The 22485-nt window shown below is 35.9% G+C and carries 14 protein-coding genes; 3 read left to right on the top strand and 11 right to left on the bottom strand.

All coding sequences use genetic code 11. The annotated features are described in order from the left end of the window. Positions 1–2: 2 nt before the first annotated feature. Together ABXQ82_RS03885 and ABXQ82_RS03880 are read left to right on the top strand one after the other, a co-directional pair. Positions 3–1730 (top strand): RagB/SusD family nutrient uptake outer membrane protein, encoded by a 1728-nt coding sequence (locus ABXQ82_RS03885; RefSeq protein WP_367055154.1) that lies wholly within the window; start codon positions 3–5, stop codon positions 1728–1730. Between the two features lie 14 nt (positions 1731–1744). Next, positions 1745–3334 (top strand): hypothetical protein, encoded by a 1590-nt coding sequence (locus ABXQ82_RS03880; RefSeq protein WP_367055151.1) that lies wholly within the window; start codon positions 1745–1747, stop codon positions 3332–3334. Between the two features lie 290 nt (positions 3335–3624). On the opposite strand, the gene ABXQ82_RS03875 is transcribed toward ABXQ82_RS03880, so the two are convergent. Next, positions 3625–7662 carry an FG-GAP-like repeat-containing protein gene (locus tag ABXQ82_RS03875; RefSeq protein WP_367055148.1) on the bottom strand — a complete coding sequence of 1346 codons (4038 nt, stop codon included), beginning with the start codon at positions 7660–7662 and terminating at the stop codon, positions 3625–3627. Positions 7663–7899: 237 nt separating this feature from the next. Here ABXQ82_RS03875 and ABXQ82_RS03870 point away from each other — a divergent pair, with 237 nt between their 5' ends. Beyond that, a complete protein-coding gene (locus ABXQ82_RS03870; RefSeq protein ID WP_367055145.1) occupies positions 7900–11217 on the top strand; it encodes a DUF5107 domain-containing protein in 3318 nt (1105 codons plus the stop codon). A gap of 136 nt (positions 11218–11353) precedes the next feature. Here ABXQ82_RS03870 and ABXQ82_RS03865 read toward each other — a convergent pair whose 3' ends face one another. From ABXQ82_RS03865 to ABXQ82_RS03820, 10 genes are all read right to left on the bottom strand, one after another. Further along, positions 11354–12724: a VCBS repeat-containing protein gene (locus ABXQ82_RS03865; RefSeq protein ID WP_367055142.1), complete on the bottom strand. Its 1371-nt coding sequence runs from the start codon at positions 12722–12724 to the stop codon at positions 11354–11356. A 319-nt stretch (positions 12725–13043) separates the two neighbouring features. Then, positions 13044–13388, bottom strand: coding sequence for an L-rhamnose mutarotase (locus ABXQ82_RS03860; protein WP_367055876.1), 345 nt, complete (start codon positions 13386–13388; stop codon positions 13044–13046). After that, positions 13385–14713, bottom strand: a complete 1329-nt coding sequence (fucP, locus tag ABXQ82_RS03855) for an L-fucose:H+ symporter permease (protein ID WP_367055139.1) — start codon at positions 14711–14713, stop codon at positions 13385–13387. Before fucP ends, ABXQ82_RS03860 begins: the two co-directional genes overlap by 4 nt. A gap of 94 nt (positions 14714–14807) precedes the next feature. Beyond that, positions 14808–15599 (bottom strand): SDR family oxidoreductase, encoded by a 792-nt coding sequence (locus ABXQ82_RS03850; protein ID WP_367055136.1) that lies wholly within the window; start codon positions 15597–15599, stop codon positions 14808–14810. Positions 15600–15614: 15 nt separating this feature from the next. Next, positions 15615–16442, bottom strand: a complete 828-nt coding sequence (locus ABXQ82_RS03845; protein WP_367055133.1) for an amidohydrolase family protein — start codon at positions 16440–16442, stop codon at positions 15615–15617. Between the two features lie 4 nt (positions 16443–16446). Further along, complete coding sequence (locus ABXQ82_RS03840) at positions 16447–17883, bottom strand: tagaturonate reductase (protein ID WP_367055130.1); 1437 nt, start codon at positions 17881–17883, stop codon at positions 16447–16449. Between the two features lie 59 nt (positions 17884–17942). Next, positions 17943–19595 carry an altronate dehydratase family protein gene (locus ABXQ82_RS03835; RefSeq protein ID WP_367055127.1) on the bottom strand — a complete coding sequence of 551 codons (1653 nt, stop codon included), beginning with the start codon at positions 19593–19595 and terminating at the stop codon, positions 17943–17945. Positions 19596–19602: 7 nt separating this feature from the next. After that, a complete protein-coding gene (locus ABXQ82_RS03830) occupies positions 19603–20271 on the bottom strand; it encodes a bifunctional 4-hydroxy-2-oxoglutarate aldolase/2-dehydro-3-deoxy-phosphogluconate aldolase (RefSeq protein ID WP_367055124.1) in 669 nt (222 codons plus the stop codon). Positions 20272–20384: 113 nt separating this feature from the next. Continuing rightward, entirely contained in the window at positions 20385–21425 is a 1041-nt protein-coding gene (locus tag ABXQ82_RS03825) for a sugar kinase (RefSeq protein ID WP_367055121.1), read from the bottom strand. A gap of 30 nt (positions 21426–21455) precedes the next feature. After that, positions 21456–22469, bottom strand: a complete 1014-nt coding sequence (locus ABXQ82_RS03820; RefSeq protein ID WP_367055118.1) for a zinc-binding alcohol dehydrogenase family protein — start codon at positions 22467–22469, stop codon at positions 21456–21458. Positions 22470–22485: the final 16 nt, after the last annotated feature.

Here is a 22485-nt window from a genome sequence, read left to right as displayed (position 1 = left end):
ATATGAAAACAAGTTTAATCAAAATTATAGGACTTCTTGTTCTACCTTGCTTATTATTCTTAACGGCATGCGACGAAGATAAGTTTTTAACAGAGGTCGATCCAAACAATCCTACTAGTGAGACATTTTGGAAATCACAAGAGCAATTTAATTCGGCTTTAACAACCGTTTACGGTGCGCTTCAATTTCCTGCTGTTAGTGGTCCTAACGGATTGATTTATGAAATGGCAAAAGCAGATATTTCAGGTACTGATTTTTGGCAAACACCCTTTTCTTTTCTAAACCTTACTTACGGTTCTGGAGCAGAACAAATTAAAGACCCATGGGATAAACTTTATATAGGTATTTATAGAGCAAATCAGGTTATTGAAAACATTGCATCAATAGACGCTTCTGTTTTTTCTGAAGGAGATAAGGAGATAATTGAAGGACAAGCTCGATTTTTAAGAGCATGGTTTTACTTTAGATTAGTTAATTCATTCAATGGAGGTGTAAAAAGAATTACTGTACCTACTGGTCTGGCGGATGTAGATTCTCCTTTCGTATCCAAAGAAGAATTAACAAATGATATCATCAAACCAGATTTAGAATTTGCAATGAAAAATTTGCCTAAAACTTGGGGTGATGAAGATAAAGGAAGAGCTACTTGGGGAGCTGCAACAGCTTTATTGGGAAAAGTATATCTTTTTGAAGGAGAACATCCAACGGCTAGAGATTTGTTTAAAGAAGTAATTGATTCGAATGTATATCAATTAACCGCAAACTTTGTTGATAATTTTACAATTGACACAGAGCTAAATTCTGAATCAATTTTTGAAGTTGTTTATAACGGTGAATTTAGTCCAGGTAGCCAAGGTGGCTCCATTGACGATGAAGGTGGAGAAGCTACTAATTTCGGAAGCTCTTTTGGTTTCTTGGACAAAGGAGGGTTTAATCAACTATTAGGATCCTATTATTTACATGAATTATTTGTTAATGACGAGGTTGACCCTAGCAACCCTATAAACGACGGCAACAGACACTCTACGCGCTTAACTGCAACCCTTGCGGTACCAGACGGCGAAGGCACTTATTATAATGAACCTACTGCTGATATAATTGCAGGAAGAGCAGGACAATCTGCTTATATTAGAAAATGGACAAACTCTTATCAAATGGATCAAGAGCCTAATCAATCCCGTTCTGGTGTGAATTTTAGACACATGAGGTTAAGTGATGTTTATTTAATGTATGCAGAAGCCGTATTAGAATCTGGCTCTTCCATTAACGATGCAATAAAATATATTGATTTAGTAAGATCTCGAGCTGGAGTAAAAACTATTCAGCAATATGCTTCTGAAAACGGGAATAAAATACCGCAACTTCACGTGAGCAAACAAGTTCATGGCACACAACCATTGGTAGATATAAATGCTCAGAACCTTATTACTCATATCAGAAGAGTTGAGCGCCCTTTAGAACTAGCTTTTGAAGGTCATCGCTGGAAAGATCTTGTAAGATGGGGCATTGTTAAAGAAGTGTATTTAGACTTGAGAGAAGATGAAGTATGGAGAAACAATAACTTTGATCAAGTGGATGGCTTGGCCCCACTTTATATAGTAGCTCCTCTTGGTAAAGTAGGACAAGTAAGGGAAGATTTTATATCGAGTGAAGAGATATATAATCCGTCAAATCACGATTACTGGCCTGTTCCTCCTGCAGAACAACAAACCAACAATGGATTAAACTAAAAAAAAAAGAAATCATGATAACAAGAAAGAAAATTATTTTTTACTTCGTTGGGCTGCTAGCTTTAATGATATCGATTCAGTCGTGCGACGAAGAAGAACTTAGAAAGGAACAAACAAGTCAAAGATTTGTTTCTTCATCTGAACAAGATTTCAACAATACTGTTGAAATTGATGACGTAATAACCTTCGCCGATGTTTCTCCTGGTGTAGTATCCAGAGAATGGAGTGTAGATGAGGGTGTAGCAATATTAAAACCTGGAAATGAAAATGGAATAACATCTTCCAAAAAAGTTGTTAATGCATTTTTTAAGAAAGTTGGAGATTATGAAGTCAGATTGAACCAAGTTTTTGAAACTGAAGCATTCATAGGCTCTAGACTAGCTGGAAAAGTACTTGATACAACAATTGTTGTACATGTTATTGGCGGAATTAATTCAACCTTATCCGCACGTAAAGTCAATGCTGATGGATCATTGGGTGATTGGTTAAATATGGCAAATGGAGCTCAAAACGAAGTTCAAGCTGGATCTACGGTACGCTATTATGTAGAATCTACTGGAGAACCTAAAACGTACAGATGGTATTTTGATGGAGGCGACCCTACAATGTCCACTCAATTTGTTGATGAAATAGACGTGAAATATAAAAAACTAGGCGTTTACGATTTTAGTTTTCAAGCAGGAAGATCAAGACCTAAAGGTAGTTTTGAGGAAACTTTTGAAGATCTATTAGATATTATACCCTCTACAGAACCTTTATTTTTAGATGGCGTTATAGCTACTCCAGAAGGTACTTTAGAATTAAACTTCAGCCGTGAAATAGAAGCTTCCTCTATAGACATTAATGATTTTACGGTATCAATTACAAATGGGGGAAGTCCTGTAGCAAATAATATTGCTAGCATAACTACTAAACCCGACGCTGCAAATATTTTGGTGCTAACCCTTGATGGTGATAGAGTTTATAATGATGATACAATTACTGTATCTTATACTCAAGGTTCATTGATAACTACTGACGCTAAACTGGCCGACGACTATTTAGATAGACCTGTTGTATTTATAGGTGAAAATATTCTAGAGAGTGCTGCCGCTACTTATGACCCCGGCTTAGAAAATTCCACAAGTGATAATTGGCCTTATGGTGGTTGGGGTGCACCTTGGGATGGATACAATAGAAATGCGACATTTATCTCGACGGAACAATCTTATGAAGGTGATAAGAGCATAAAATTAGTTATGCAACCAAATGGAGGAGCAATTTTCTCTTACGCTGGAGGAGGTTTCCCGCTAGAAGATGGTAAAGCCTATGAAATAGGCCTATGGGTATATCTAGACGTTATAGGCCCAACGAATCCTGGTGGATTACAACCAGACCTTAGATTCTATTGGGCGCCTAATACAGATTGGGGAGTACCGCCAAACCCCTTATTAAATGATACTACATTCCCACAGAAAGAATGGGTATATACTTCTCAAATTGCACAATTTAATGCTTCTGATACGTATAACTTCAATATTCGTGGTTTCAATGAGAATAATAATAGTGAAACTGTACTTTACATAGACAACTTTTCTGTGACTGAGGCCTTTTTACGTCCTTAGATTTTTCAGAGAAATAAATTACAATGTGATATCTTAAAAACTATTACAAAAATCATTTTAAATCTCAGAGACTTTTAACTCTCTGAGATTTTTGATTTTATAGAGATTCTGGTTTTAATGTTTTCAACGGCCCAAAAAGAAGCAGTTTAAACAGTTCTTAATTAAATTACTACGATTATATATAAATTGTAGAAGTAAGGCAAACTCTTAAAAGGTTCTTTACTGACCAAAGAAATTACCAGCACAGGACAGTGCAAAGCGACGCCTTTAAAAACTCATGGCATTTTAACTTACTTAATGGAGATAAGACTACTGTGGCCCCTAACCCTTAGGATATATACCCCTTTAGCTAAAGCGTTGCTAACTTTAAAAAACCCTATTCTTTTGGCTTTATCATATTCCAATCTTGATATATTAATACTTCTTCCATTAATATCGTATAATTCTACCTTATCACCTATCAATAAATTATTGATGTTAAACTCACCTGTTATAACGGGGTTTGGATAAATTAATGGTTCAATACTTTCATCAATATCAGGATTATCACCATCAAAATAAGGTATAGCGTAATTATAAGCCTCAAAACCAATACGTTTACCAACAATTCTACCTAAAATATCATCGGCAGGAGGATGAATTCCTCCCCAAATTCTAGATAAACTCGTTTGGTCGGATGCATCTCTATAAGTAGCCCATTGTAATTTCACATCAACCGAAGGCCCTTTTTCAAACGTTAAAAACTCATCCTTTTTCGCTAAAAATTCCCCTAAACCACCTGGAAAATATTCATCACCGGTAATTAAAGTCAAGACTTCTGCCGCAGCTCTAGAATAGGTACTGTGACCAGACAAATAACCTGCAAAAGGCGGTGTTACAAATGAAGGTCTTTGATAGGGAAACCAATTTTCAGCTAAAACCCACCCTACCCCAGCTACATCGGTCGTTGGATCACTTATTTTATTGGGACCATTCCATGTATACAATTTTATTTTTCCAACATTCTCATTATTCAAGCCGCTTAAAAGGTCGTTCTCTCCAACAACCTCAATATATCCTGGTTCCAATGGAATGCCTACAATGTTATAATTTAGAAGTCCAGGATTAGTAGATTGTCCTATAGAAGACAGGTATCGAATAGCAGATATTGGTCTGATATAATCGTACCAACCTTTAATGCTCCAAGCCGTTATTGCTGCATCGTGCATGGCACCACCTAAAATAAAATAAGATTTAATATCCCATTCCAATCGAGACAACGCCTTCCCTTTTCCTTCAAATTTTCTTTCTAAGGCTTCATGATCTCCAACACCGTTTAATATGGTAAACCAATGCCCCGGCGGTGTTTCAGAATCAGGGCCATCTGCCCAAAACTCCGCAAGCACCCGAGTATAATCTCCTCTTGGAACAATTTGAGGCTCGTAGGGCTTGTTTGTCTCTGGGTTAATGGCTCTTCCTTTACTTATGTCACCACCTTCTATCCGCTTATAGAATGATGCATAATCTCCAAAATCTATCGGAAGACTATTAATATCTACATTGCCTTTCGCCTTTGGTGATATGTCCCACATTACCCCGTCGCTTGGATCTAAATGAGAACCCCAAATTGAAACTAATGTAAAATTCCATTTATAGAGTTCACTATCTTTTGTTTTCTTATTAATATTTAAATATGGTGGAGCCCCAGGGTCGTGATACACTTTATAATCAAAATTATCTCTATTAAAAATTGTGGTATTTCTTTCTTGTAACGAAAACGGTAATACGCCGCCCCATTCTGGACTTAAAAATGAAGGCGTATTATCTGCTATTAAATTCCCACTTTGATCTCTAAAAGCTTCAAAAGTTAAAGGTTGCCATCTATTGGGGTCTTTTAATTCTTCAGACTCTTCTAATACATTTAGAATTAAAGGCGAATTAACTGGTTTGTAAAAGGCGTTATCATAGTGCGTTTCTTCTCTAGAACCATCAGTTTTGCCGTAATTTATAATTTGTTCTGCAATATAGTTGCCCATTGCATAAGCTTTACCCTGCTTATAATTGGTATCCATTAAATTTATATCATATCCCAACTGATCCATAATCAAATCAAATAATGCGAGTGTTTCTTCTGCATTTGGAGAATCTTTAAACCTATATTTTAACAATCTGTATACCGCATAACTCATGGCTTGCTGTTGAGTTAAGCCGATATCCTGAGGTTCAATTCTATAGAAAGGTTCTAATTCACTTTTAAAACCATTAACATTATTCCCTACTAGATATGGTGACGCTAAAAAATCATATACCGCCCATGCATCATATAAGGCCACAGATGTATGGAATAAATTACGTGCATGGACTGTTGGCCTCGCAAAATCATTTCGAATAGCTTCCAATAACACCTCGTTCCAAATTCTCGCGACAGAAATATGAGGTGCTACATCTTTTATATCCAGAACAACATTAATGGTCTCTGAATCTCCCTTACAAATTTCTCCTATTTCTATAGCAGTCACATTTCCAATTGCCCCTAAGCCCCATTTTACTTGTATTGAATTTGTGCCTTGCCCTTCTATAATTTCCCCACCACTTACAGACCATATTACTTTTGTATTTGTTTCTGAGCCATACGTATAATCTTCTATGGTATCAAACCCAGAAGCTGTATTTCCTGTAATTTCTTTTGGCTGTAAAAAAACACAACTATTATCGGCAGAGGTAGCTAGCGGATTATAATTACATGCACTAGGGTCTGCACATCCAACAACTTTGCTGCTTGGAGCTTGTGATAACACTTCTAACCCAACGCCTTCAATTAATTTAATATGATTATTTGCATCAATATTCGTATAGATTTCTTCCAAACCAGAAGGCCAATTTACAACTAGTTCGCTGATAAGAACATCATTATTTAGACCAAAATGAACAGGTTTAATACTTTGAGACAAAAAGCCAACACCATTATAGTACCTTACTGAACTCCCTGAGTTTGTTGTTATTTTAATTTTTGTGCCATAAGCATCACGGTTTGATGTAGTACCTTCTAGCAGAATCTTTAGCCAATTTCTGTTAGTTGCTTCATTAGTATCATTAACCTTGTTTTCATAGAAGAAAGAAGTTGTAGCAGCATTTGTAACGAATAGATCTAAATCGCCATCATTATCATAATCAAAATCTAATGTTTCAACACTAACAATTTCATCATCAACTTTTAAATCAGATGATACATTTTGAAAACCAGTACCTCCTTCATCTAGTAAGTTTTTGTAATAGACATTTCGTTGCGGACCAGAAATATAAAATCCGTTGGCAACAAACAAATCTTCATCTCCATCTAAGTCAAAATCTGCAAATGTGCAGCCCCAAGCCCAATCTGTATGCAATAATCCAAATGCAGAAGAAGACTCAGTAAAATTATTATTTCCATCATTAAGCAGCATGGAATTCTCATTAATGCCAGTAGTAAAAAAATCGAAAGCACCATCATTATTTACATCCCCAATAGCTATCCCCATATCATCGAGCATACTATCCATCCCGAAATTTGATGCTTGTTCGATAAAAGTAGATCCTGCTTGATTTATTAAAAGCGCATTGCTTTTTTCAAAATCATTCGAAATATAAAAATCTAAAAATCCATCGTTATTAAAATCAAATGGAGACATTGTATAGCTAGAAAGACTTTCGCCTTCCCCTATTTTTGATATCGCAGTAACATCTTCAAAAGTACCATTTCCATTGTTTTTGTATAATAAATTCCCATTACAACCATCCCAATCGGCTAAAAAAAGATCTAAAAAACTATCATTATCATAATCAACCCAAGTTGCTCCAGCTATATTACAAGTTCTATCAACTGAAATACCAGATGTGGACGTAACATCTTGAAATGTGCCATCTCCTTCGTTATGAAAAAGTTGTGATTTTCTCAAGTGGGTTAAAAATAAATCTGGATACCCATCATTATCATAATCTCCCCAATACGCACCAAATTTATACCCATCTAAACCAAAAAGCTCGTTAAAGCCAGTTGTTTCTTCCAGTTTATATTGATTAAGCAATCCCGCTTCTTCAGATACATCTGTAAAGCCTCCATTATTATCATTACGGTAAAGCCTACTATAGGTACTTGGTTTGTCATCTTCCTCCGGATTTAAACTTACAATAAAAATATCAAGATCATTATCTCCATCGTAATCTGCTACCGAAACACCATTGTTTTTAGTAGCTCCTGCCAAACCAGATACAGTTTCTATATGCTTAAATTCTTGAGAAAACATGATATTCGATAATACAAAACAGAGTATTGGTAGTACTTTTTGATATTTGAAGTGTTTTATTTTCAAAAAATTCCGAATATTAATGATTAATCGCATGAATATAAAATAGAATAGATTTGAGAAGAGGTGGCTTTTTATGATTAACAAAATTTAATTTTTTTAATTATAAATCTACATAAAATCGATATCAAAACAATAATTTTCAACTTAGTTTTAAATGACATTTATGAAAATATCATTATATTTTAGTTTTCGTTATATTTATGATATTACGCTGATAGAAACCAACTAATCATCATAAAAATGGATTACCAGAAGCTTCTTTTATTCTTGTGCATATATATTTCTTATAACACCTTCTTTTCCACCAATATTATTGCCCAAGTAAAACTATACGAAGGCAAAGAAACCATCCCTACCTACAAACCCAAAAAAGATGAGATAAGTCCCATTTTTTACACAGGTAGAAGCGTGCAAGGTGCTCAAGGAAAAGTGTACCCCTACCCTTCCCAAACAAATTTGGGGAGCACACTTACAGATGAAACTTACAACATGGTTTATCTTGAAAATGAATACGTTAAGATAAAAGTGTTACCAGCTTTTGGAGGTCGTTTATTTTCTGCGATTGATAAAACCAATGGACATGAAATGTTTCATACCAACAGCGTTATAAAACCAGACCTTATCGGAACACTCGGCGCCTGGGTTTCTGGCGGGATAGAATGGTGCTTTCCGCATCATCACAGAACAACAACTATGTTACCAAGCGATTATAGATTGGTAGAAAATAAAGATGGTAGCACCACTATTTGGGTTGGCGAAACAGAAAAAACAATTAGGGCCAGAGGTGTTATTGGGATGACCTTACATCCAAAAAAGTCTTATATCGAGGTAGATTACAGAATCAACAATACGAGTACTAAAACCAAAACATTTTTGTTTTGGGCAAATGTTGCCATTACTGCCAATGAGAACTTTAGAACGTTTTGGCCGCCAAGCCAAAAAATTGCAGTATATCACAACAATAACAGTTTTATAAATTGGCCAATATCCAATGCAACCGATGATTACGGAAGAACGAGTTACCCAAAAGATGTAGATTTATCATGGTGGAAAAATCATCCAAACCCAGTATCCTTCTTCATCTGGGAAGACAAAAAAGGTTTTATTGGCGGTTATGATTATGGCGTAAATGCAGGAACTGTTCATGTGGGAGACCCTTATAAAAATAGTGCCTCAAAACTATGGCAATTCGGCCCTGGGCTTCGAGGTCAGAATGCACGTAGAAAATTAACTGATGACGGGAAAGCTTACGTAGAACTCATGACGGGTACGTTCTCTAACAATCAACCAGATTATAGTTGGATCCTACCTCATTCGGTTAAGGATGCTAAAAATTACTGGTACCCTATTCGGGATTTAGAAATTGTAAAAAATGCGACTATTGATGCTTCGGTTACGCTTCAAATGAAAAATCCAAAAACCATTTTCTATGGTTTCAATACCACTCAAAATTTTAATAATGCTAAGTATGTTCTTAAAAATGGCAATACTGTTTTAACTGAAGCCAATATTGATATTGATCCTTCAAAACCTTTTACTTCCACTTACACATCAAAAAAAGTAATCGATGAATACCAATTGAACATTCAACTTTTTGATACTAACGGAAATGAATTAGTTTCTTATGCTCCAAAAAAAACAGAACGTCCTGAATTACCTGAACCTCAAGAAAGCGTAAAGTCTCCGGAAGACATTAATTCTGTTGAAGATTTATACTTAACAGGCAGGTTTGTTGAACAATTTAACCGCCCCGGAAAAAACCCAGATGATTATTATTTAAAAGCTTTAGAAATTTCGCCAAACGATTATAGAACACATATTGCCCTTGGCATTAGAAGAGTGAATCAAACACGATATCACGAAGCTTTGGATTATTTACAAAAAGCTGCCAATAAACTAAAAATAAAATACTACCAGCCAAAAGAAGGCGAACTTTATTATTATTTAGGACTTGCACATAGAGGTTTGGGAAATATGGAAGAAGCCTATAAAAATTTGGCGAGGGCAACTTGGTATTACCAATGGTTTTCTGCCGGAAATTATCAATTGGCACAACTAGAAAGTTTAAAAGGCAATTATGAAAAAGCACTTGAATATATTTCGGAAGCCTATACCACAAACACTAGAGATGGAAGAATCATTGTACTATATAGTGCTTTACTTCGGAAAACCGGAAACACAAATAAAGCTGAAACTTTAATTGATGCTTTACTGGATTATGATCCTATCAACTTTTCAGCACTTTACGAGAAGGAATTATTAAGCGGCAATCATTCCTTGGAAAAATGGCATAAAAACATGCAGGATGTTGATAATAATTATTTAGAAATCGCCACAAACTATATGAATGCAGGTTTATATGAAGATGGAATTAAATTGTTATCGTCTTTGAAAGATGCTAAAAACCCCTTAATTCACTATTACTTATCTTATTTCCTTACGCAATCTGGAGATGATTCTAAAGCATTGGAAGTTTTAAATACCATTAACAACTTATCATTAGACTATAGTTTTCCATACCGGGAAGAAACAGAATTTGTGTTAAAAAATGCGATACGATTAGATGCTAAAAACGCCACTTCGTATTATTTATTGGGCAATTTGCTTTATGACAATAGAAAAGAAGAAGGCATGGATGCTTGGAAAAAAGCAAGCGATTTAAACACCGATATCCCAATGGTATGGCGAAACCTGGCTTTTGGTGCGTTTCATCATAAAAAAGATACGCAACAAGCCATAGAATATCTTTCTAAAGCAATAGCGTTGAATGCTAAAATCCCGTTATGGTATGCGGAATTATCTAAATATTACGATGAATCTGAAGTTGATTACAAAGCATGTTTGGCAATTTTGGAAAACAACCTGGACATTGTAAAACAGGATGTACAAGCACCAAAAACACTTGTTGAACTTTACAATTTGGATGGGTCTTATGACAAAGCCTTGGACTTTCTGTCCAAACATCATTTTAGAACTTGGGAAGGTGGTCGAGAAACGTACTGGCATTATGTAGATGCGAACACCCTAAAAGCTTTAGAATTGACAAAGGCTGAAAAATATGATGAAGCCATTCAACATTTAGATGCAGCCATGTTGTATCCTGAAAATTTAGAGGTTGGCAAACCTACACATGATGAAAAAAATGCAATGATTCACTATTTTAAAGGCGAAGTATATGCTAAACTGAATGATAGCACAAAAGCAAAGAAAAGTTATCAAAAAAGTGTAAATTCTGAAAACGGGAGAGGCATGTACGATTTACTCTATTTTCAAGCTGAAGCTTATAAAGAGTTAGGTAATACAGAAAAAGCTCATGAGATATTTAATTCACTAATTGAAAAAAGTAGAGCCTTTAGAGAAAAAGGTACCGATAATACACTTGTAGCCGTAGAGGAAGCCTCCGCTACCAAAAAGAAGGATATATCATATTCTTATTATTTGGACGCTCTGGGACATAAAGGCTTAGGAAATTCAAATGAAGCGGCACTACTTTTTGATAAGGCTTTAGAAATTTACAAAAATAATATATGGGCTAAAGTGATGAAGGGCTATAACTAACGCGAGTAAATCGTTGTGATAATTTCTTTTTATAAAAAAAATCAACGAATTCTTTGGGTTTCGACTTTAGTTTATCCTGAGTGCAGTAGAAGTGCTCAACCTGACATTCGATTTTAAATTAACATTCTAACTTAAGTTATTTAGAAGTGTTTTTTAGTATTGTGATTACGCCTCCTTTTCGTTCCCAAAGGGTATCAATTTCTTGTTTTCTATTTCCAGAAAAAATACTCGAATTACTCCCCAATAAGATGTCCATATCGCCATCATCATCAATATCTTTAGCCTTTACAAGCATAAAGCAGTTATTTGATGTATTTGGAAACGCATAGGTTTTAAATTTCCATTTTTCATCTTTAGTACTAACATTTTCAAAATACAGAAACCCCTCTTCGTCTTTGTGTTGTAAAGATGCGTAGTAGCCTATTGACGCAATATCAATATCACCATCGTTATCATAATCTGCGCAAGCCGTTCCGTAGGCGCCTTCTTGTTTATGAAACCAGACTTGGTTAAAATTGTTTTCTCCAAGATTTTCAAATAACCTCACGCCGTGATAAGGTTTTAAAGCACTAGCGAAATCATCGCTATCGCCACTTGAGCAAATAATATCCTCATCGCCGTCATTATCAAAATCAAGGAGTTCAAAATGTGTGGTGCCGTAATAGGATGGTAAAGTTAAAAGTTGTTGTTTTTCAAATTTTAAACCACCTTTATTTACAAATAAATAGATGCTTTCATCTTCTTGGGCAACGAGTGCATAAAAATCCTTTAAACCATCATTGTTAACGTCTCTTAATACAAATTTTACCGCTCCTGGTTTCGGATGAATGTTCGTTTTTTCTATGGTATTTTTTCGGGTGTAAGTATGTATGCCTCCCAGGTATTTTCCAAATTCTGCCACCAGAATATCCATGTTACCATCTTTATCAAAATCTTCGACGAGAAAATCCACAGGTCTTTCTAGATTGCCAATAAATTGCCGAGGCTTGTCTGCAAGTACTAAAACACTTCCTGTAGGTTCGTCAACATTAAACATGCGCCCCATGCTCAGTAAAAGCTCCACTTCCCCATTTTTTATCACATCAACCAATGGATAATTTAATTGATGGTTTTGTAGAACGTTTCCCTTACCGTCTAGTTTTATATAGAAAGATTCTTTTTCTGTATTAAAACCAATATGGTATTCATTCTCGTCAAAATTTAGATAGGTCACACCATCTCCGCCTGATTTCCAAGGCAACACTTCTTTTTTAAAAAGCGCGACATCTGTATTTAAAATTGGGGGTGTTTCCTTCGGAAGGTTTTCTGGCGAATTGTTGTTATAAAATGAATTGATAGCTTCCCATTCTTCATCTGAAATCAATGGCGCCTTCGGGAATAACCCTGAAGCCTCCAATCGGTATTTTGCTGTTTTGTTATTATAATCATTCAGCATTTTACCTTTTGGTTTTTTTCCCAGATAAAAACCCATAATGGGCAATACTTCTTTCCAATAGCGCTTGGGCATTACCTGTGGTTCTGGAAATGCATGACAGCGCGCACAATGTATCTTACTTAATTCTTCCCCGGTCAAAGAAGATAATGTCTCTTGATTTTGTGCTTTTTTATCGTTGTTGTTACAGTTAAAACAGATGAAACAAAGACCAATGATAAAACTGCGAACTCTTACGTTTTTAAATAGTGTTCTATTAACCACTTTATAATATTAAAATTTGAACGATTTAAGTTGCGTAAAATACTATTCTTGTCTGTAAACTAAAAAAGCACTTATCAAGAAAGTTATTTCTAAAATAAGTGCTTGGTTGCTATAATCAAAAATTTTTAATCTATTTCAATTGGAAAATTTTTTCCAGAGGAATCCATTTTTGGCCTTTTTCAGCCCACGGTAATTCCTGTTGGTAATCCCACATCAGGTTTTCCCACTCTTGCACCTTAGGATTGTTGGCGTCCATTTCGCCTTTTTTAACGGGATCGAAAGTGTCATCAACTTCCATTATCATAAACATTCTATTTCCGGTAAGGTAAATTTGCATATCGGTAATACCGGCATCTTTAATGCTTTTGGTTATTTCTGGCCATGCTTTACCTTCGGCGTGGTATGCTTTATATTCGGCGATTAATTTAGAATCGTCCTTTAGGTCGCAGGCGTAACAGTATCTTTTGGTCATTATATAGTTTTTAAATTACGTTTATAACTACTATAGCCGTAGAAGGCAACAACAACTAAACATATTAGTGGTAAAATAAATGAAAAATTAACTTCTGGAATAAATCCTAAAACCTGTACATCTGAAAAACCAGAACCTCCCCAGTCTAATATCCAACCTTGTGCGATAGGTAATAATGCACCACCAACAATTGCCATAACCAAACCGGCAGAACCAATTTTCGCTTCATCTCCCATATCCTTAAGAGCAATTCCGTAAATAGTTGGAAACATTATTGACATAAATACCGAAACCCCAACTAATGAAATTAATCCAGACATACCTGATAAGACAATAGCTCCTGCACACATAATAACACCACCAATCCCAAACAACATTAAAAGCCTAGATGGGTTAATTTTTTTCATTAAAGCAGTACCAATCCAACGTCCAATTAAAAATAGAATCATAGCTGTAACGTTAAAATAGGTTGCTGTAAGTTCCAGGCCCAAAGTTTCATTTATATTATCTACATATTGAAAAATATACGTCCAACACATAATTTGGGCGCCTACATAGAATGCTTGAGTTACTACTCCAAAAATGTAATTTTTATTAGCCTTTAGTTTGCCAAAAGATTCCGAAAGCGACATTTTATCTTCATCGGCTGTTTTTGGCATCTTAGTCCCAATTATAATGCCCATTATAACTAAAACTAAAACTCCAAGTGCAATATAAGGAACGCTTATAACACCTAAATCGTTTTCACGAATAGCTGCTAATTCTTCCGATGTTAATGCGTTATATGCTTCAGTTGTGTAGTCATCAGATCTCAAAGCACCTATAACAAAAACTTGGGCTATGATCATACCCGTTAACGAACCAATAGGGTTAAAAGCTTGAGCTAAGTTTAAACGTTGCGTTGCGGTTTCACTATCACCCATTGCCAATATTAAAGGATTGGATGTGGTTTCTAAGAAAGCAAGACCACAAGTAATTACCCAAAGTGATATTAAAAAATAATTAAATTCTTCGTTAGCGGCCGCAGGATAAAATAAAAATGCCCCAATTGCATATAAGGACAATCCTAATATAATACCAGATTTATAGCTGAATTTTCTAATAAAAAGAGCTGCTGGCAAAGCCATAAAGAAATAACCAAAATAGAAAGCAAACTGCACTAAAGAGGCCTGCACATTTGAAAGCTCTGGCATGACTTTCTTAAAAGCAGATACCATTGGATTCGTTAAATCATTCGCTATACCCCAAAGCGCAAACAAGGATGTTATTATAATAAAAGGAAATAACAATTCCTTTCTTACCACTGGGATATTCTTAAACTTATTCATCTATACTTTAGTTTAGTTAGTTATTAGTACCGCAAAATAAAAAAGACAAAATGAACTCTAAGTTCATTTTGTCTTTTATAAGGCAACATATGTTCTATTCGGTCAATAACGAACGGTCCAGGTTTACATAACCACCATCAACGGCAATAAACTGACCAGTAGTATGTGATGACTTTTCTGAAATTGTAAATAGACATTGGTCTGCAATTTCCTCTGGTGTTGTCATTCTATTTTCCAACGGTATTTTCTTTACAATAGCTTTCAATTTCTCTTCGCCATCGTCTAAAGTCTTAATCCAGTTATCGTAAGCTGGCGTCCAACTTTCGGCAATAACAATCGCGTTTGAACGGATACCGTCTTTAATTAAATCTACCGCCCATTCCCTAGTTAATCCAAATACACCGCCTTTTGATGCTGCATAACCAGAGGTTCCACCTTGACCGGTAAGCGCAACTTTAGAACCTATATTTAAAATGTTTCCTTTCACTTTTTTAAGCATTGGCAAACAATATTTTGTCATTGCAAAAAAACTGACCATGTTAAGTTTCAATGAATACATAAAATCATCTACAGATGCATCTAAGCCGGCTCCGTCATTAACCCCAACGTTATTTATTAAGGCATCTACACGACCATATTTTTTTTTAATCACTTTAGCTGCAGCTTCTATTTGCTTATAATCAGATAAATCCGTTTGTACAAAAATAGCATCAATTCCTTTTTTTTGCAATTCTTCTGCATATCCAAAACCTCTTGCGTTTCTGTCTACTAGTACGGGGATAGCTCCTTCATTGGCCAAATGCTGTACAATAGTTTCGCCTATACTTCCCTTGATGCCAGCTGCCCCTGTTACAACCACAACTTTTCCTTTTAATCCTAAATCCATTTGTTTTATGTTTTTCTATAAATTATAAAATCGACTTGCATTATCTCCCATGACGTCTTTTTGCTCTTCTTCAGATAAGGTTGAGATAAAATTGGTTACCAACCCTTTAACTTTAGCATAGTTACCTGCCACCAAACATACAGGCCAATCTGAACCATACATAATGCGCTGTGTGCCAAAAGCATTTAAAACCAAATCCATATAAGGAGTCAATTGCTGGGGTGTCCACGATTTGTAATCAGCTTCAGTAACTATTCCCGATAGTTTACAAAACACATTGTCACAGTTTGCAATTTCCTGCATTAAAACGGCCCAACCATCAAAATAACCATCTTTAATATACGGTTTTGCAATATGGTCGATGACGAATTTCTGATTTGGAAATTTTTTCACAAACTCCAATGTTGCCCCTAATTGATGTGGGAAAATCAGAATATCATATGTGAAATCAAATTTTTTTAATGCTGAAATACCTCTTATAAAATTAGGCCTCAATAAAAAATTATGGTCTGGTTCTCCCTGAACCACATGACGAAACCCTTTTACTTTATGAAATGTGCTATATTTTTCTAAATCAGCATCGACGTTTTCGCTTCGTAAATCTACCCAACCAACAATGCCTTTGATAAAATCATTGTCATTAGACAGTTGAATTAAAAAATCTGTTTCGGCTAATGTCTGGTCTGCTTGAACCGCAACACAACCATCTATTCCGTTAGCATCATATTCTTTTTTTAAATCTGAAGGTAGAAAATCACAACGGATAACCGCCATGTTGTCATCAATCCAACTGTGTTTTACAGGCTCATAATTCCAAAAATGCTGATGTGAATCTATGACCATCTTGCTATTTTGAAAATTCCTGTAAAGCTGTTTTCATGCCTTTAGTCTGAATAGTTTCCAAATTTTCACGAACCGTATGTTCCAGACCTTCATATTTTGTTAAATCTTCACCCCAAAAACCAGTATTTGACAATGTTGCCTTTACTATACTTGGAATAGCATTGGTTGCCCATTGTGCAGCAAAGAAATCCAATGCTGCTTGGTCGTCTTTAACCTCATAAGTTTCGCCATTTCTTTCGCCTTTATAAAAAGCGATTAAAGATGCTAAAGAAAACAACAAGCCCTTTGGCAACGAATTCTTTCTTTTTATATATTCAATAATTGAAGGTAATACACGTGTTTTGAATTTAGATGTTGAGTTTAATGAAATACTCATCAAGGCATGTTCTAAATACGGATTTCTAAAACGGTCCAACACATCATTTGAAAACTGATTGAGTTCAGCTTCTGGCAAATCTAAAGTCGGACAAATCTCATTAAAAATTGTATTTCTTAAATACGTCCCTACTACTTCATCTTCCAAAGATTCACGTACCTTATCAATACCGTATAAATAACCAACAGGCACTAAACTTGTATGTGCTCCATTAAGAATTCTAACTTTACGAGTTCTGTAAGGTTCCATATTATCGGTAAAGACAATGTTTAAGCCGCAAGCTTCCGCTGGAATTTCTTCTTTAACAGTTTCTGGAGCTTCAATAACCCATAAATGAAATTGCTCACCTTCAACTACCAAATTATCTTTATATCCTAGCTCCTGAGTAATTGCATCCATTTTTTCTCTTGGATATCCTGGGACAATTCTATCAACCAATGTGTTACAGAAGATATTATCTTCATTAATCCAATCTGAAAAATCACTTCCTAAACTCCAATCTTCTGCGTATTGTAAAATGATACGTTTTAAATTATCTCCATTTCTATCAATCAGTTCACAAGGAATAACAATTAAGCCTTTATCTGAAGCACCTCCAAACGTTTGAAATCTTTTATGCAATAAAGCGGTTAATTTCGCTGGATAACTGATAGGTGGTGCATCATTTAATCTATCGTTTTCACTATAAGAAATACCAGCTTCCGTAGTATTCGAGATCACGAAACGCAAATCCGGGTTTTCGGCAAGTACCAAAAAAGCATTATAATTTTCATAGGGATTGATACCTCTTTGGATACAATCTATAATTTCATGCTCGCTAATGGCTTTACCGTTTTTAATACCATTTAGGTATAATGTGTATAACCCATCTTGGTCGTTCAACATTTTAATCAACCCTTGATTTATAGGTTGAATTGCCACAACACCAGCATCAAAATTGGCGTGTTTGTTCATTTCGTGAATCATCCAATTGGCAAAGGCCCTTAAAAAGTTTCCTTCTCCAAATTGTATGATACGCTCGGTGTAAGTGTTGACGTTTACTGTATTTCTGTTTAGTTCTTGCATTAATTTGAATTTTGTTTAGACCTGTCAGGTTTTCAAAACCTGACAGGTCTTTTATATTTTTATAATGAAACGCCTCGTTTCCAAGGAATAAAATCGTTATTTCCGTGTAATACCGCTTTTGATGCAGTTTCTCCACTTGCCACTCTTATAATATGGTCTAAAATCTTTTCGCCCATTGAGGCAATAGTATCTTCGCCGGTTATTACAGTTCCTGCGTTAATATCTATGATATCATTCATACGTTCGTATAAATTGGTATTGCTCGACATTTTTAAAACTGGGGCTACTGGGTTTCCTGTAGGCGTTCCCAAACCTGTTGTAAAAACAACCACATTACATCCAGAACCGACTAAACCTGTTGTAGATTCTACGTCGTTACCCGGTGTACATAATAAATTCAAACCTGGTTTTGTAACTTGTTCTGTATAATCCAATACTTCAACTACTGGGGATGTCCCTCCTTTTTTGGCTGCACCCGCAGATTTCATGGCATCGGTAATTAAACCATCTTTTATGTTCCCCGGCGACGGATTATTTTCAAATCCAGAACCCACAGCAACCGCAGCAGCAGAATAGGCACGCATTAAACCGTAGAACTTTTTGGAATCTTCATCAGTAACGCATCTGTTGATGAGTTCTTGTTCAACACCATTCAATTCTGGAAATTCAGATAAAACTGGTGAACCTCCAAGAGCTACCAATAAATCTGATGCATAACCTAACGCTGGATTTGCAGAAATGCCTGAAAAACCATCAGATCCGCCACATTCCAAACCTAAAGTCAATTTACTTAATGGTGCTGGTTTACGTGTTATTTTATTCGCTTCAACTAAACCTAAAAAGGTATGTTTTACGGCTTCTTCAATTAAGTGTCTTTCACTCTCACTTTTTTGTTGTTCTAAATAGTGAACGGTTTTTGTATTGTTGGGCGCAATTGCATCAATCGCATTTTGCAACATGCTAATTTGTGCATTTTGACAGCCTAAACTGAATACAGTCGCTCCCGCAACATTTGGGTTTGTGATATAACCTGCCAATAATTTACACAAGGTTTCTGAATCCTGACGAATACCGCCACAACCACCATCGTGTTTTAAAAACTTGATACCATCTACATTAGGAAATATTCTATTTTGAGACATTTCCTCTTTGGTGGTAATAATCGGTGTATTTAAAATGGCATCTTTTGAAGCACCAGATTTGTATTGCTCAATTAAAGCATCGGTATTAACCGCAAAATCCTTTTTGGTCTCGTAGCCTAACTTTTCAGAAAGTGCACCTTCCAGAACATCAACATTTCTGTTTTCACAAAAGGTTAATGGAATGACCAGCCAATAATTGGCAGTCCCCACTTTACCATCTTCTCTATGATATCCATTAAACGTTCTACCTTCAAAATTAGAGATATCAGGAGCTGTCCAAGTGTACGCTTCTTTAGTATCCTGAAATTCCGCCGAGGCATGTTTTACATTTTCAGTAGTAATAGCACAACCTTCCGCTATGGGCTGGGTGGCTTTACCGATTAAAACACCATACATATAAATTTGATCACCCACATTAAAGTCTTGTAGCGTGAACTTATGTTTCTGTTTGATGTTCTCTTTTAAGGTCACTTGCTTACCTGCAATGTTAGTTACCAAACCTTCTTTTAAAGGTGTGATAGCCACAATAACGTTATCCTTTGGATCTATTTGAACGTAACTTTCGATCATTATCTTTTTATTTTCGAACTGCTTTAACTATTGCAAGCGCATTTTTTACATCTTGCTCTAATTTAGCATAATCTTTATTAGCAATAATATCTTTTGAGATCAACTGGGACCCCATACCAACGCAGGTTACACCTGCATCAAACCATCCTTTTAAGTTTTCCTCTGTTGGAGACACACCACCTGTTGGCATGATACTCGTCCATGGCTGAGGGCCTTTAATACCTTTTACAAATTGAGGACCGTAGATATCCCCGGGGAACAACTTTACAATTTCACAGCCTAATTCTTCTGCTTTGGTAATTTCTGTTAACGTACCACAACCTGGTGACCATAATACCTTTTTACGGTTACAGGCAATTGCAATATCTTCTCTTAAAACTGGAGTTACAATAAAGTTTGCTCCCAATGCCATGTATAACGATGCTGCAGCCCCATCGGTAACAGAACCTACACCCATAATCATACCTGGTAATTCGTTGATGGCGTATTTTGTTAATTCGCCAAAAACTTCATGGGCAAAATCGCCACGAGCGGTAAACTCCATTAAACGCGCCCCACCATCGTAACATGCTTTTAATACTTTTTTACTTAATTCTATATCGTTGTGAAAAAATAAAGGAATCATTCCTGTATCTTTCATGGCTTGAGCCACTTCTAATCTTGAAAATTGTGCCATTTTTATTGTATTAGTTGGAAGTCCGTAGTTGGAAGTCCGAAAATTTTAAATTGATAAATAAATAGAAGTTTAGAGCATCACATCGAACTCCAAACTTCTATCTTCATACTTTTTTATCTCGCAACACGCCCTGAAGCGTCGCCACCCATTAATTTTTGAACTTCATCAACAGTTACCAAGTTTGCATCACCTTTAATAGTGTGTTTTAAACAAGACGCTGCAACAGCAAAATCCAATGCGTTTTGATCGTTATCCGGATACGTTAATAATCCGTAGATTAAACCTCCCATAAATGAATCTCCACCACCTACACGATCAACGATATCGGTAATTTGATATTGACGTGTCTGTAACATTTGTTTACCATCATATAAAACGCCTGCCCATGTGTTATGAGACGCAGAAATAGAACCTCTTAACGTAGTGATTACCTTTTTAGCTCTTGGGAACTTTTTCATCATTTGTTGACAAACAGATAAGAATGCTTCCGCCTTCACATCATGTCCAGCTGTTTGAACAGCTGCTCCTGCAGGCTTAATACCAAAGTGCATTTCTGCATCTTCCTCATTTCCTAAAATAACATCACAATAAGACGTTAATTCAGTCATGATAGCCTCACGATCTCCACCAAATTTCCAAAGCTTAGCCCTGTAATTCAAGTCTGTTGAAATTGTAATGCCTTTTTTGCTTGCCGCTTTGACAGCTTCCAAACAAACATCCGCAGAACTTTGGGAAATCGCAGGCGTAATACCCGTCCAATGAAACCATTCAACTCCTTCAAACACAGCATCCCAATCTACCATTCCCGATTGAATACTGGCCATTGAAGAATATGCTCTATCATAAACTACTTTACTTCCTCTAGATACCGCTCCAGTTTCCAAAAAGTAGATCCCTAAACGATCACCGCCCCAAACAATTTTATCAACACCTACGCCTCTTTTACGCATTTCCATCATGGCACATTCACCAATATCATTTTTTGGTAAACGTGTTACGAAATCGCATGAAATACCATAGTTTGCCAATGAAACTGCTACATTAGATTCTCCCCCACCATAAATTGCATCAAAATTATTTGCTTGTGAAAATCTTAAAAATCCTTGAGGAGCTAATCTTAACATGATTTCTCCAAATGTTACTACTTTTGCCATTCTTAATTTAATTTAGTTAGTTGTTAATACTTATATTTTAAAATCTACAGTTGCCTTTATTACGCCAGTTTCTGGATTTAACCAACTATCAAAGTTGGCAATCATCTCAGTATAAGGCACATTGTGTGTTATGAAAGAATCCGTAGGGAATTGGTCTAGCACGCTAATAACGTGTTCAAAATCTTCTGTAGTAGCATTTCTACTGCACATTAATGTCATTTCTTTTGAATGCACTTTCGGATGGCTATACGTTAAGTCTCCTTTTGATAAGCCTACCAAGACAAATCTTCCACCATGGGACATATAGCTTGGGCCCGCTTCTAGAGCAAATTTATTTCCTGAAGCATCAAAAACGGCAGTAGCTAATTCTCCGTTTGTAATTTTTTCTATTTGTTCAACAGGGTTTTTACCAGCATTCACCACATAATCAACACCAATTTTTTCTTTGGCGTATGTCAACCTATCTTCGTTCATATCGATTGCAATGACTTTAGCACCTTCTATCTGCGCCAATTTCATGATACCAATACCAATTGGCCCACAACCTACTACAACCACAAATTCACCGGCTTTTACATCAGCTCTTCTCACAGCATGGGCGCCAATAGCCAATGGCTCTACAATTGCCATTTCATCATCACTTAAATTATTCGCCTTTAATAAAATGTTAGTGGGCACAGTTATTTGCTCTTGCATACCTCCGTCGCCATGAACTCCCAAAACCGTAATGTTTGTACAGCAATTGGTTTTACCATTTCTACACGCAATACATTTTCCGCAGCTTACATAAGGCATAACCACTACTTTATCTCCAGCTTTTATACCCTGAGGATTATCATCAATTTCCAGAACTTCAGAAGCTAATTCATGACCCAAGATTCTCGGATATGTAAAAAATGCTTGATTACCGCCGTAAGCATGTAAATCTGTTCCACAGATGCCAACTTTATTGATTTGCAATAATGCTTCTCCTGATTTTCTTGTTGGTGCTGCTTTCTCTTTTAGTAAAAATTCCCCTGGTTTTTCGCAAACTATATACTTCATGTGCTTACTATTTATT

Origin of the sequence: Algibacter sp. 2305UL17-15 (genome assembly GCF_040720935.1) — a bacterium.
Classification (GTDB): domain Bacteria; phylum Bacteroidota; class Bacteroidia; order Flavobacteriales; family Flavobacteriaceae; genus Jejuia.
Note: the sequence above shows the minus strand (reverse complement) of the source record. Positions and strands in the feature narration are given on the sequence as shown.

What these genes read in the sequence shown, in the direction of transcription:
- ABXQ82_RS03885 (WP_367055154.1), top strand. Translation starts at nt 3, where the DNA reads ATGAAAACAAGTTTAATCAAAATTATAGGACTTCTTGTTCTACCTTGC.
- ABXQ82_RS03880 (WP_367055151.1), top strand. Translation starts at nt 1,745, where the DNA reads ATGATAACAAGAAAGAAAATTATTTTTTACTTCGTTGGGCTGCTAGCT.
- ABXQ82_RS03870 (WP_367055145.1), top strand. Translation starts at nt 7,900, where the DNA reads ATGGATTACCAGAAGCTTCTTTTATTCTTGTGCATATATATTTCTTAT.
- ABXQ82_RS03865 (WP_367055142.1), bottom strand. Translation starts at nt 12,724, where the DNA reads ATGCCCAAGCGCTATTGGAAAGAAGTATTGCCCATTATGGGTTTTTAT.
- fucP (WP_367055139.1), bottom strand. Translation starts at nt 14,713, where the DNA reads ATGAATAAGTTTAAGAATATCCCAGTGGTAAGAAAGGAATTGTTATTT.
- ABXQ82_RS03850 (WP_367055136.1), bottom strand. Translation starts at nt 15,599, where the DNA reads ATGGATTTAGGATTAAAAGGAAAAGTTGTGGTTGTAACAGGGGCAGCT.
- ABXQ82_RS03845 (WP_367055133.1), bottom strand. Translation starts at nt 16,442, where the DNA reads ATGGTCATAGATTCACATCAGCATTTTTGGAATTATGAGCCTGTAAAA.
- ABXQ82_RS03840 (WP_367055130.1), bottom strand. Translation starts at nt 17,883, where the DNA reads ATGCAAGAACTAAACAGAAATACAGTAAACGTCAACACTTACACCGAG.
- ABXQ82_RS03835 (WP_367055127.1), bottom strand. Translation starts at nt 19,595, where the DNA reads ATGATCGAAAGTTACGTTCAAATAGATCCAAAGGATAACGTTATTGTG.
- ABXQ82_RS03830 (WP_367055124.1), bottom strand. Translation starts at nt 20,271, where the DNA reads ATGGCACAATTTTCAAGATTAGAAGTGGCTCAAGCCATGAAAGATACA.
- ABXQ82_RS03825 (WP_367055121.1), bottom strand. Translation starts at nt 21,425, where the DNA reads ATGGCAAAAGTAGTAACATTTGGAGAAATCATGTTAAGATTAGCTCCT.
- ABXQ82_RS03820 (WP_367055118.1), bottom strand. Translation starts at nt 22,469, where the DNA reads ATGAAGTATATAGTTTGCGAAAAACCAGGGGAATTTTTACTAAAAGAG.